The organism is Haladaptatus sp. AB618 (assembly GCF_024136965.1).
Lineage (GTDB): Archaea > Halobacteriota > Halobacteria > Halobacteriales > Haladaptataceae > Haladaptatus.
In genome coordinates this window covers 93,567-105,926 of the sequence record NZ_JAMYJX010000001.1, presented here as the reverse complement: position 1 = coordinate 105,926, position 12,360 = coordinate 93,567, and the positions used below count along the sequence as shown (strand labels likewise).

Sequence of the window (12,360 nt, the reverse complement as noted above, 5' to 3'; positions counted from 1 at the left end):
ATACCCCACGAACGCCCACTGAAACGATGACAAACGACGACCCAGACCTCGAACGACGCCTCGAAGACGGGATGGAGGAGATCCGGTCGGCGCTCGACGCCGCCGACGGCGACGAGTTACCGAATGAAACGGCCGAATCCGTTCGCGAGCGTACCGATGCAGTCGCCGAAGCGGTGTCCGATGCATCGCTCGGCGAACTGCTCACGGCGTCCGGATTCGAGCACGACTCGGCGGACGTGACGCCAGCGGACCTCCCGATGCTGATGCAGGACGCCGACGCCGACGCAGTGCTCTCGCTTCGACACCTGTTGGAGATGGCCGACCTCTCGGACGAATGGTCGAACCTCGACGCGGAAGAGCGACTCGATCGCCTCGAACGTATCGGCGGGGATGGAACGAAGGACGACGGCAGCAGGAGCGTGAGCGACCTGCTGTCGTCGGTATTCTCGCTGGGAAGTTCGGACGAGACGGAAAACGAGGGCGACGTGGGAGCCAACGAGGAAGGGAGTGAGGACGAAGAAGGTAGTGAACACGAGGATGTGGAAAACGGAGAGTTCCTCTCGACCGAGGACGCCGTCGAGGAGTTCAGTTCCCTGTTCGGCAGGCTCAAAGGGGATGATGAGGAAGCGGAGGACGATGCCGACGAAGCGGAGGATGAAGAGGACGACGGTGACCCCGGTGGAGGCGGTGCGACGGACATGTACTCCACGATGCCGTCCTCCCGGTCGGACATGGACAGTCGAAAGCGACATTCGACGGTGCGGGGAAAGAACTGATTTCGACCGAATCGCGGGTTTTTCGGCTCGATTAGGCGAAATCCCCGAATCCCGTCTGTGCGTCCTCATCGGCGACGACTTCCTCCACGATGTCCGGCGAGTCGTTGGCCGGGTTGTTGACCGTCGTGGAGACCGGATAGGAGCGCATTTTTCGGGCCGGGAAGGGATTTAGCACGGATCGTCGTTCGTCCTCGTCGCCGTCGAGCCACGTCGTCTCCTCCTCGGGTGCGAGAATGACGGGCATGCGATGGTGGATTTCGCCGACGACATCGTTGGGTTCCGTGGTAACGACGGTGAACGAAGTTTTGTCGTCACCGTCTTTCCAATTTTCCCACAATCCAGCCATCGCGAACGGCTTTCCGTCCGTTCTGGTCATTCGATACGGTTGCTTTCCAGTCGGCGTCTTCTTCCAGTCGTAGAAGCCGTCGGCGAGAACGAGACACCGACGTTCGCGGTAGGCGTCGCGGAAGCTCGGCTTGTCCGAAAGCGTCTCGGCGCGGGCGTTGATGTGTCCGCCGCCGAACTCGTCGGCCCAGTGGGGAACCAATCCCCACGTCGGGAAGCTGATTTCCTCGGGCGCGTCGTTGCGGACGACGGGGTGTTCCTGCCCCGGCGCGACGTTGTACCGCGGACGGATTTCCCGGACCGGCGTGGCATCGAACCGGTCTTCGAGTTCGTCCTGCGGCGCGAAGAGCGAAAGGCGTCCACACATACCTACTACTCGGCGAGGAACGGGGATAAACGCGACGGCAAACAGTGTTCAGCGGGGATTCGAAGCCTACGATGGCTGTTCGCGGAGGGCGAACTCGTCCTCCGAACGCCCGCTCTTGTTGATGATGTTGAACGCGGTCATCAGGTCCGTTCGAGAGATGATTCCGGCCACGTCGCCGTCGCTATCGATGACGGGAAGCCGACCGATGTTGTTCTGCTGGATCGTTTCGAACGCGTCCATCGCGTCGCTATCCGCGGGAATCGTCTTCACGTCGGTAGACATCACGTCCCGAACCGTGTAGGCGTCGCGCTCGACTTGCTGCACGCTCCGGGCATCGTCCAGCGTTATCATGCCGACGAGTTCGCCGTTCTCGATGACCGGGTAGCCGGTGTGGCGCTGACGGAACATCGTTTCGAGGAGTTCGGCGATGGACGTGTCCGGCGAAACCGTGTGCAGGTCGTCCGCGGTCGTCATCACGTCACGAACCCGAACGTTGCGGAACGTCGCCGAGAGCACCGACTGTTGAGCCTCGCTGGTCGCGCCGATGTAGATGAAGAACGCGATACCGATGAGGATGATATTCCCGCCGAACAGGCCGAATATGCCCAACAGGATGGCGAACAGTTTGCCGACCTCGGCGGCGATTTGCGTCGCTTGTGCGAACGGGCGCGTTCGCGCGAGGAGCGCGCGCAGGACGCGTCCGCCGTCCATCGGAAACCCGGGAAGCAGGTTGAAGGCGGCGAGGACGATATTCATTAGCGCGAGGTAGCCGAGGACGAACCGAACGGCATCGAAGCCCGAGGGGACGGCGAAGAGCGCGGCAAACGAGAGAACGCCGAGGATGATACTGACGACCGGACCGGCGATGGCGATGAAGAACTCCTCGGACCACTCCTCCGGTTGGTCGGTGAGCCGCGCGATGCCGCCGAAGATCCACAGCGTGATGGAGTCGATGGGATAGCCGTAGTGCATCGAAACGACGGAGTGGCCGAGTTCGTGGAGGATGACGCCCGCGAACAGACCGATCGCAGCGGCGACGCCGAGATACCACGGCATCATTCCCGACGAGAGCGGGGCGGCGGTTAATCCGAGGCTCCAGAGGTCGTTCAGGATGGTGACCCAGTACGAAACCTGCGTTCCGATGAGCCACGCGAATATGGGGAGGATGAGCAGGAAAGTGAGGTCGAGTTGTATCGGAATGCCGAACGCGCTCCCGATTTTGAAACTTCTCATGGGGGAATATTGCATCTGAGACGCCTTAAACTTCGTCTCGGAGCGGGGAGAGACGTCCCGAAGTATTCAAGGGGGCGCTCTGGGGAGAAAAGAGCGTGAGCGGTTCCGAGTATTTCAGGCGAACGGCGGTAACGCGCCTCGCGGTCGAGGCAGACGACCACGAGCGACTGCTGTCGATGGTGCGCGAGTGGAAACGCGGGTGCCAGATCGCGGTCAACTTCGCGTGGGGGGTCTGTCACACGCGGAACGAAGTCCAGCAACTGGCGTACGAACCGTTGCGTGAGCGTACCGAGCTGGGAAGCCAGCACGCCGTCCTCGCCACCCACCGCGCCGCCGAAGCCATCAAGCGCGCGCTCGAGCGCGGTGACGACGCGGAGAAGCCGGAGTTCACCAGCCCGACCGTCGTCTACGACAGTCGGACGTTGACGCTGTTCGACGACGGAAACATCAGTCTGACCACGACCGGCGACCGGGTTCGCTGTCGCCTCGTGATGCCGGAGGGAAGCTACCAGTCGCAGTATCTGAACGACGATCGATGGGAACCGGCGAAGAGCACGCTTCACTACCGCGACGGGAACTTCGATTTGCATCTCGGCTTCCGACGCCCGCGTCCCGAAGTCGAACTGCCGACGGAGGACTCGACCGTCCTCGGCGTTTCCCTCGGCGTCGAAAATCTCGCCGTGACGAGCACGGCGCGCTTTTTCTCGGGTGGGGAACTCGCCCACCGACACGCCGAGTTCGCCGACCTCCGTGCCGATCTACGCGAGACGGACACCCGAAGCGCACGACGAACGCTCAGACGGGCCAGCGAACGCATGCAGAATTTTGCCCGGAACGAACTCCACGAGGTCGCGGGCGGTATCGTCTCTGAAGCCGAGGAACACGGTTGTTCGGTCATCGCGTTCGGCGAACTCGAAGGGACACAGGAGACGCTGGAGAAGGCGACTCGGTTCCATCGCCGGACGTTCGAACGGCTGTTCGAGTTCGTCGCGTATCGAGCGGCCGAGCGGGACACCACGGTCGTACAGGTGAATCCCGAATACACGAGTCAGCGTTGTACGTCGTGCGGATTCACACACCCACAGAATCGGGACGTGGAGAACAACCGGTTCGAGTGTCTGAAATGCGGCAACGAGGCCAACGACGATTACAACGCGGCGAAGAACGTCGGCTTCCGCTGCATCCGACGCGGCCCGCTCTCCTCACGGGGCGTCGGCGCGAAATACTGTGCGCTGGCATCCGGTCGAGTGACGCCCGACGGCGAGTTCGTGTCGAACGAGGAACTGGAAGCGGTGCAAAAACCTTAGCCCATCGCCTTCGAACGGGCGAGTATGTCCGAACCTATCGTGCGAAACGCGGACGACATCGACTACGAACCCGTCGGGGCCGCCGACGGCATGGCGAAAGGAGTGCTCATCGGCGAGGAACAGGACGCGCCGAACTTCGCCATCCGGCGGTTCACGCTCGAACCCGGCGCGACCGTGCCCGAACACACGAACGAAGTCGAACACGAACAGTTCGTGCTGGAAGGCGAGTACGTCGTCGGCATCGGTGACGAGGAGTACGAAGTCAGCGCAGGGGATTCACTGTTGATTCCGGCGGAAGTAGTTCACTGGTATCGAAACGAGAGCGACGAACCCGGTGCGTTCATCTGTGCGGTGCCGAACGGGGACGACGAGATTCAACTCGTCTAACGATAAACTCGTTTAACGATATTCGGAGAGAGAGATAACGGCGTCGATGGACGCCGATACCCACGCGGCGTCTTGCTGTGTATCGGTCATTCGAACGAGCGGTCGCTTTCGGTCGGAACCGTCTTCGATTTCGAGGACAACGTCCTCGTCGAAACGCCGTGGGAGTTCTTCTTCTTGCGTGCCTTTCATATGCTACCTTGCAGCGCTACTGCGCTCTGTCCACGGCTACCGGTCGGACCGGCTTTGTTATGAGCCGGTTGTGAAACGGTATTGAGCGAATAACGACGTTACAGTGCCGTTATTGTCCGATTGAAGGTCGGTAGGGTCACGTTTCTTCGAGTGATGCCACGGTCTATCACGGCGATTTTTCGATCGTGTGTCGCCGTGTCGTTCGAATCGCTGAAATAGCTCCGGTGTGTAGCATGTCTCGTGTCGAAGCAGGCCCAGCAGGTGGAGACGCTCTTCTGCCACGAGACGGACAGGGGCTATCAGGTGGTCGCCCGACGGGACGGTGAGCGACAGTTCCGCGCCATCCTCGAACTGAAGGAGACGGATGCGGGGCCACGGCCCGCCCGGTTTCTGTTGAAGGACGGATCGAGCGAAAAGCCGCGCAGTCCCGACGAGTTCGTCGAACTCGCGCGAAACGCGAACCGAATCCGAATCTCACAACAGACCTCGTCCGAAGCCCGGAACGAACTGAAGGAAATGCTCGACGGCTACCAACTGGACGCGAAGGCGGTGCGGACGTGTCGGTTGTGTGCCAACAAAGGACGCTATTCGCCGATCAACGGCGAGACGGCCATCGATACGGGCGACGAGTACATCTGTCCCGACTGTGCGACCCGCGAACTGGAGCGGGAACTCTCGTTCAGGGGGAACCTGACCGGTGCCGCACAGGACCGACTCGAAGACCTCCTGCTGGAAGTACAGGACCTGAAACGGATTACGAACCTGCTCAAAGGACGACTCGACCCGGACCTGACGAAGTTCGACGAGATAAGCGCGAACGTCGAGGACATCGAACTGGAGCGGACCGATTCGCTCAGCCTCCACCCCGGCATCCAGAACCTGCTCGAATCGCGATTCGATACCCTGCTCCCCGTCCAGAGCCTCGCGGTACAGAACGGCCTCCTCGACGGGGACGACCAACTCGTCGTCAGCGCGACGGCGACCGGAAAGACGCTCGTCGGCGAGATGACGGGGCTCGACCGCATGCTGAACGGGAAAGGCAAAATGCTCTTTCTCGTTCCCCTCGTCGCGCTGGCGAACCAGAAGCACGAGGACTTCAAGGAGGAGTACGGCGACCTCGCCAACGTCACCATCCGCGTCGGTGCGAGTCGGGTGCGTGACGACGGCAACCACTTCGACCCGAGCGCGGACATCATCGTCGGAACCTACGAGGGAATCGACCACGCGCTCCGCACCGGACGGAACCTGGGCGACATCGGAACCGTGGTGATCGACGAAGTCCATACCTTGCAAGAGCAGGAGCGCGGTCACCGTCTCGACGGCCTCATCTCGCGGCTGAAATACTACTGCGAGGAACGAGCCGAACAGCACGACGACTACGACGGCGCACAGTGGGTGTATCTCTCCGCAACCGTGGGGAATCCAAAGGATTTGGCCCAGGGGTTGCGAGCGAACTTGGTCGAGTTCGAGGAGCGCCCGGTCGCGCTGGAGCGCCACGTCACGTTCGCCAGCGGGCAGGAGAAACCGGTCACGGAGAACAAACTCGTCAAGCGCGAGTTCGACCGTGAATCCTCACAGGGGTATCGCGGCCAGACCATCATCTTCACCAACTCGCGGCGGCGCTGTCACGAGATTTCCAGAAAGTTGGAGTACAACTCCGCGCCGTACCACGCCGGACTGGATTACGGACGGCGCAAGAAGGTCGAACGCATGTTCGCGGAGCAGGACCTCGCGGCGGTCGTTACGACGGCCGCACTCGCCGCCGGGGTCGACTTCCCGGCCTCGCAGGTCATCTTCGACTCGTTGGCGATGGGAATCGAGTGGCTCACCGTCCAGGAGTTCCACCAGATGCTCGGCCGTGCGGGGCGACCGGACTATCACGACCGCGGGAAAGTTTACGTCCTCGTGGAACCGGACGGGAGCTATCACAACAGCATGGAGATGTCCGAGGACGAGGTGGCGTTCAAGCTCCTCAAGGGCGAGATGGAGGACGTACACACGCTCTACGACGAGAGTTCCGCGATCGAGGAGACGCTGGCGAACATCACGGTCGGCGGGAAGGCCGCGAAGCGTCTGAACGACCGGATGATCGGCGACGTCCCGACGAAGCACGCGCTCGGCAAACTGCTCGAATACGAGTTCATCCACGGCTTCTCGCCGACCCACCTCGGACGGGTCATCACGAGTCACTTCCTCGCGCCCGACGAGGCGTTCAAAATCCTCGACGGTATCCGAAAGGACAAGGAACCGTTCGAAATCGTCGCCGACCTCGAACTGTTCGGCGAGGACGAATAATCGAAAGCCAAACGAAACGCTTTACAGGGGGAGTGCGCTACTGAAAGGTACGGGATCGTGGGGTAGCTTGGTATCCTTTCGGCCTTGGGTGCCGATAACCCCGGTTCAAATCCGGGCGATCCCATTCTTGGACGGCTATACCGTGAGCGACTGCGAGGCGCAAAGCGCCTCGATGCGAACGGCAACGCCGCGAGGGATGCAAGAAAAAGAGTTGAAGCTTATGCTGTCCCTTCGCTCTTTCCAGTCTGTTCGCCGGATGAACTGGAATCAGTCACTTCTCCTTTCAGCATCGATTTGACCTTCTTTCTGAGGACGAGATAGCCGCCGACGGCACCGATACCGAACACGACGGCACCTTTCTTACCGAAGCGACGATAACCGAACTTGGCGGCCTTCTTGCCGACAGTGAGTGGTCCGAGTGGTCCAAACATGCCTGTGGGGGTTGCGTTCATGGGGAGGTGCCACGTGTGGTTGCACATGCAAGTTGTTTATGAAAGTCGGGTGTTCTGCGGCGGTAGTTATGCGAGATAGAATTGCCGGACGGATGATTGATAAAAACACCATATAACTTATACTTTGGTAATGTGTAATAGTGTCGAGTATGAGAATTGTTGGACCACGACAAGGGATCGATGAAGTCATCATGGGGTGGTTGAAGCGAAGGCTGCCGAGCGGCGAGAGGGGCGCGAGTGAAAGGAGCGAGGAGTCGGAGCAGGAAGAACGAGAGGGACGGCGGACGATGGAGGAATTCGCGTTCGAAACGGGTCGGACACCGGAGGCACACGTCGTGGAGTTGCTGGCGGCGCGGGACGGCGAGATGCGTCAGCAGGAGATCATCACCGAAACAGAGTGGTCGCGGTCGAGCGTGAGCCGACTGCTGTGCGGGATGGAAGCGGAGGAGGAGGTCGTTCGTGTTCGAGTCGGGACCGAAAACGTGGTATATCTCCCCGGATCGATTCCGAAGCTAGTCCGGGATTTCGAGTCGGTACCGGTGGCTCACGCTTGACGGTAATTTGCGAAACTTCTTACCCGATCGAGCACCAAAGACCCATGAATGGCTCGCGCGGAAAATACGGAACTGATAGATCGGTTCGAGCAGTTCTATCGGCGATACTACAGCGACCAGATCGGGGATCTGGCCCAGCAGTATCCCAACGAAAAGCGTTCGTTGCACGTCGATTGGGACGACCTCTACCGATACGATGCGGACATCGCCGACGACTATCTCGCCCAACCACAGCAGTTACAGGAGTACGCCGAGGAAGCGCTCCGTCTGTACGACCTTCCCGTAGACGTGAGTCTCGGGCAAGCGCACGTCCGCCTTCGTGGACTGCCGGAACACACGGATATCCGCGCGATCCGTGCCCGGCACGTCAACACGATGGTGAGCGTGCAAGGGATCGTTCGAAAAGCGACCGGTGTACGGCCGAAGATTCAGGAGGCCGCCTTCGAGTGCCAACGCTGTGGAACCCTTACCTACATCCCGCAAGCGGGTGGCGATTTCCAGGAACCACACGAGTGTCAGGGCTGTGAACGGCAAGGCCCGTTCCGCATCAACTTCGACCAGTCCGAGTTCATCGACTCGCAGAAGATTCGCGTCCAAGAGAGTCCGGAAGGGCTTCGCGGCGGTGAAACTCCACAGAGCATCGACATCCACATCGAGGACGACATCACGGGACAGGTTTCCCCCGGAGACCACGTCATCGTGACGGGAATACTCCACCTCGAACAGCAAGGGAGCGGCCAAGAGAAGTCCGCCGTCTTCGACGTCTACATGGACGGCGTCTCGGTCGAAATCGAAGACGAGGAGTTCGAGGACATGGACATCACCGACGAGGACAAAAAAGAAATTATCGAACTCTCGAACGAGGGAGACATCTACGAACAGATGGTCGATTCCATCGCCCCGGCCATCTACGGCTACGAGCAGGAGAAGTTGGCGATGATCCTCCAGTTGTTCTCCGGTGTGACCAAACACCTCCCCGACGGGTCGCGGATTCGTGGCGACCTTCACATGCTTTTAATCGGTGATCCTGGTACGGGAAAAAGCCAGATGCTATCATATATTCAACATATCGCGCCACGATCCGTCTACACCTCCGGGAAAGGTTCGTCCTCGGCAGGTCTCACTGCAGCGGCGGTCCGCGACGACTTCGGGGACGGCCAGCAGTGGACGCTCGAAGCCGGTGCGCTCGTCCTCGCGGACAAAGGTATCGCGGCGGTGGACGAACTGGACAAGATGCGTCCGGAGGACCGCTCCGCGATGCACGAGGGACTGGAACAGCAGAAGATCAGCGTGAGCAAAGCCGGGATTAACGCGACGTTAAAATCCCGCTGTTCGCTTCTGGGCGCAGCGAACCCGAAGTACGGGCGGTTCGACCAGTACGAATCCATCGGTGAGCAAATCAACCTCGAACCGGCGCTCATCTCGCGATTCGATCTCATCTTCACGGTGACGGACAAACCGGACCCGGATCACGACTCACGGCTCGCAGAACACATCCTCCAAACCAACTTCGCTGGCGAGTTGAACACACAGCGAACCGAAATCAACGCGCCGAACATCACGGAAGAGCAGGTCAACAGCCAGACCGAGGAAGTGGCTCCGGCCATCGACGCCGAACTCCTGCGGAAGTACATCGCCTATTCGAAATCGAACGTCTATCCGACGATGAGTGCGGAGGCACGCGAAGCGATTCGCGATTTCTACGTCGATTTGCGCTCGAAAGGTACGGACGAGGACGCCCCGATTCCGGTTACTGCCCGGAAATTGGAGGCATTAGTTCGGCTCGCAGAAGCGAGTGCTCGCGTTCGGTTGTCGGACACCGTCGAAGGGAAGGACGCGGATCGCGTCATCGAAATCGTTCGGTCGTGCCTGCAAGATATCGGCGTGGACCCCGAAACCGGGCAGTTCGACGCCGACGTGGTTGAAACGGGAACCTCGAAAACACAGCGGGACAGGATCAAGAACATCAAACAGCTCATCGCAAGTATCGAGGAGGAGTACGACGATGGCGCACCTGTCGATGTCGTCCTCGACAGGGCGGAAGAGATCAACATGGACCCGTCGAAGGCGGAACACGAGATCGACAAACTGAAACAGAAAGGAGAGGTCTACGAGCCATCGACGAACCACCTTCGAACGACGTAAGATGGACCGAATCTCCGCACTCAGAAATATAGAGAATGCACTTTCGGATTTCGAATCCGGAGAGGACGAGTTACGTGAGACGCAGCGACGAGTACTGACGGTCTTGCAAACGTACGCTACCGAATTCGAAGCAGAACGTGATCTGTCCGTGTATCGAGCGTGTGGCGACGAACGTGCAATGGGGATCACCGTCGTCGCGGAATCGAAAACGGAAGCAACCGAGCGGGTAGCCGAACTACTCGACGACGAGACGGTGGAATTCGATATCAAGGGTGTCAATAGCCGATAATATAGTATAGATGGAAAACTAGATAAACATGCTCTGGATATAGTAGAACAGTAACAACTGCGTGTGTGTGGAGGTGTATCAAATGAGACATGGTCGACAGATGTCGGGGAGTTTATCAAATCCATAATAATGCAGGTGGCTCTATGATACACGAGCGATGGTACGGGATGGACAACGTAGCGAGCACGCACAACGTCGTCGAGGACAACCCGAGATGAGTAGGGTTTCGGCAGCGCTCGATGACGAAGCCAGTATTCTCGTTCTCGCGCCCTCCATGCGTTCGGAAACCGACGAAGCATGTATCGACATGCTCACGGAGACACCGCCGGAACAGGAGGACGTCCTCTGGGTTAGTTTTACACGCTCACCGGATGCATGTCTACAGGATTGGCTCGCTCATGCGGGTGGTCGTCCCGCGAACCTCCGATTCCTTAGTGTCGGCGAGACGGTACGATCGGTTGCAACGTCGGCATCGATGGGGGAAACGCCGACCGACGCAGTTATCGACACGCTCTCGAATCCCGGTGATTTGACCGGGCTTGGTATCAAAATCAGCGAAGTGCTCCAACAATGGCACGGAGACGGTAACAAAACCGTTGCCTGTTTTCACTCGTTGACAGCACTGCTCCAGTATTCCGACGTTCAAACCGTCTACAAGTTTCTGCACGTCCTCACCGGTCGATTCACTACCGCGGACGTGACCGCACACTTCCATCTCGACCCGGACGCCCACGACTCACAAACCATCAATACGCTGAAAACACTGTTCGACGCCGTTGTCGAATTCGATGGCAACGAGTGGAACGTGAGAACTCGGTAGTTAATTTTAAAACACATCATCTACCAACGAATGGTGTGTTGCTGATAATTACGTACTCCCGTGCCGCTCGGCAGACACTCCGGAACGTCTGTACGACGCATGAAACGTGCGTCGTCAGACGATTTGGTCGGGCAGCGCTCCTGCAATCGACGGAGTTGGGTGCGTTCCTCGCGCTTCGGTTGTACGAGAAGCACGGAGCCGATGTACAACTGGAACGCACCGAACCGTTGAACGAGTTTCGTGACGTGCCGGAGACGGTCCGTTCGGCCGCAAGCGCGTACGAAAAGCGCGACAAGCCGAGCACGCCGTACGAGAAGTTCGCCGTGGGAACCGAACATCCGTCGCCGGATTCGATGCGAAACGCGGAATTATGAACGTCGAAACGGAGAAGAAGACGTTTCGGGGGCGGGCAATCGACCTCTCGGGAGGCTCGGTAGCGCCGGAGGACATCGTAGCGGCAGTTCGGTCGGGCACCGAAACGGGGGGAATCAGTATTATCTGTGGAGACCCGGGTCCGGTACACAAGTACATCGGTTGTATCGAGTCAGGGATGTCGATTCGTCCTCGACCAGCATTGGCCGCCGCCGCCCGTTCGCTCGGTGTGAACGCACCGCAGGACGAAGAGATAGAACACATCGAAGAACGGATGTACTCGCTCGATATCGGCGATGTCTCGCTTCGCCCGGAGCGGAGACGGGTTGCGGACGCGAGCGGATCGGAAACCAGGTTACGAGAACAGGTCGCGGCACTTCGTGGACGCGTACAGGCCCTTCGGGAGGTCGAGGGGGATTTCGATAGTGCTGAATCCGACCTCCAGAGAATGACGCGGGAGTTAGCCGAACTGGAGACGAAACGTATTGCCGCCGAGCAGACCCTCGAAGCGGCCCGAAAACGACAACAAGCCGCAAGGAATGCTCGGGAACAACGATTGCGTCTCCGCGACCGGAAGGAGAACCTCGAACGGAGTGCCCGTCGCCACTTGGTTCGACGGATTCACGAGCGGTTCGATTCAGCGATCAAAGCAGTTCCGGGACGTGGCCGAACGACCGATCCGGGAACGTTCGAAGGGGATCCAGTGACTGCCGCGCTTGCAATCGCTCGCGTGGCGCGAGTTCGAGCACCCATCGTGCTGGCGTGTGACCGCTTCGACACGTCAAAAAGCGCCGCTGAGTGTCTCGATGCTCCCGTACTACAGGTTTAA

Annotated in this window: 14 protein-coding genes and 1 tRNA gene; 11 read left to right on the top strand and 4 right to left on the bottom strand. The window is 59.5% G+C overall.

The features are described 5' to 3' along the window. Positions 1–26: 26 nt before the first annotated feature. Complete coding sequence (locus NKF26_RS00580) at positions 27–776, top strand: hypothetical protein (RefSeq protein ID WP_253224808.1); 750 nt, start codon at positions 27–29, stop codon at positions 774–776. 31 nt (positions 777–807) lie between these two features. Here the strand turns inward: NKF26_RS00580 and NKF26_RS00575 are convergent, their stop codons facing one another. Next, positions 808–1,488 carry an SOS response-associated peptidase gene (locus NKF26_RS00575; RefSeq protein WP_253224807.1) on the bottom strand — a complete coding sequence of 227 codons (681 nt, stop codon included), beginning with the start codon at positions 1,486–1,488 and terminating at the stop codon, positions 808–810. A 66-nt stretch (positions 1,489–1,554) separates the two neighbouring features. Then, on the bottom strand, positions 1,555–2,721 hold the full coding sequence (locus tag NKF26_RS00570; protein WP_253224806.1) for a M50 family metallopeptidase: 1,167 nt from the start codon (positions 2,719–2,721) through the stop codon (positions 1,555–1,557). A 95-nt stretch (positions 2,722–2,816) separates the two neighbouring features. Here NKF26_RS00570 and NKF26_RS00565 point away from each other — a divergent pair, with 95 nt between their 5' ends. Continuing rightward, positions 2,817–4,028, top strand: a complete 1,212-nt coding sequence (locus NKF26_RS00565; RefSeq protein ID WP_253224805.1) for a transposase — start codon at positions 2,817–2,819, stop codon at positions 4,026–4,028. A gap of 24 nt (positions 4,029–4,052) precedes the next feature. After that, a complete protein-coding gene (locus NKF26_RS00560) occupies positions 4,053–4,415 on the top strand; it encodes a cupin domain-containing protein (protein WP_253224804.1) in 363 nt (120 codons plus the stop codon). 12 nt (positions 4,416–4,427) lie between these two features. On the opposite strand, the gene NKF26_RS00555 is transcribed toward NKF26_RS00560, so the two are convergent. Beyond that, positions 4,428–4,604 (bottom strand): hypothetical protein, encoded by a 177-nt coding sequence (locus tag NKF26_RS00555; protein ID WP_253224803.1) that lies wholly within the window; start codon positions 4,602–4,604, stop codon positions 4,428–4,430. 240 nt (positions 4,605–4,844) lie between these two features. On the opposite strand from NKF26_RS00555, the gene NKF26_RS00550 reads away from it, so the two are divergent. Together NKF26_RS00550 and NKF26_RS00545 are read left to right on the top strand one after the other, a co-directional pair. Then, positions 4,845–6,899: a DEAD/DEAH box helicase gene (locus tag NKF26_RS00550; protein ID WP_253224802.1), complete on the top strand. Its 2,055-nt coding sequence runs from the start codon at positions 4,845–4,847 to the stop codon at positions 6,897–6,899. A 51-nt stretch (positions 6,900–6,950) separates the two neighbouring features. Beyond that, positions 6,951–7,023, top strand: a tRNA-Pro gene (locus NKF26_RS00545). A 94-nt stretch (positions 7,024–7,117) separates the two neighbouring features. Here NKF26_RS00545 and NKF26_RS00540 read toward each other — a convergent pair. After that, positions 7,118–7,351 (bottom strand): hypothetical protein, encoded by a 234-nt coding sequence (locus NKF26_RS00540; RefSeq protein ID WP_223301715.1) that lies wholly within the window; start codon positions 7,349–7,351, stop codon positions 7,118–7,120. Between the two features lie 149 nt (positions 7,352–7,500). Here NKF26_RS00540 and NKF26_RS00535 point away from each other — a divergent pair, with 149 nt between their 5' ends. The 6 genes from NKF26_RS00535 (at position 7,501) to NKF26_RS00510 (ending at position 12,360) form a co-directional block, all read left to right on the top strand. After that, positions 7,501–7,905 (top strand): helix-turn-helix domain-containing protein, encoded by a 405-nt coding sequence (locus NKF26_RS00535; protein WP_253224801.1) that lies wholly within the window; start codon positions 7,501–7,503, stop codon positions 7,903–7,905. A 48-nt stretch (positions 7,906–7,953) separates the two neighbouring features. After that, positions 7,954–10,050: a minichromosome maintenance protein MCM gene (locus tag NKF26_RS00530; protein ID WP_253224800.1), complete on the top strand. Its 2,097-nt coding sequence runs from the start codon at positions 7,954–7,956 to the stop codon at positions 10,048–10,050. 1 nt (position 10,051) lies between these two features. Next, positions 10,052–10,339, top strand: coding sequence for a hypothetical protein (locus tag NKF26_RS00525; protein ID WP_253224799.1), 288 nt, complete (start codon positions 10,052–10,054; stop codon positions 10,337–10,339). A 214-nt stretch (positions 10,340–10,553) separates the two neighbouring features. Then, complete coding sequence (locus tag NKF26_RS00520) at positions 10,554–11,159, top strand: hypothetical protein (protein WP_253224798.1); 606 nt, start codon at positions 10,554–10,556, stop codon at positions 11,157–11,159. 35 nt (positions 11,160–11,194) lie between these two features. Beyond that, entirely contained in the window at positions 11,195–11,533 is a 339-nt protein-coding gene (locus tag NKF26_RS00515; protein ID WP_253224797.1) for a hypothetical protein, read from the top strand. Continuing rightward, positions 11,530–12,360 (top strand): hypothetical protein, encoded by an 831-nt coding sequence (locus NKF26_RS00510; RefSeq protein ID WP_253224796.1) that lies wholly within the window; start codon positions 11,530–11,532, stop codon positions 12,358–12,360. The genes NKF26_RS00515 and NKF26_RS00510 overlap by 4 nt, the downstream gene beginning before the upstream one ends.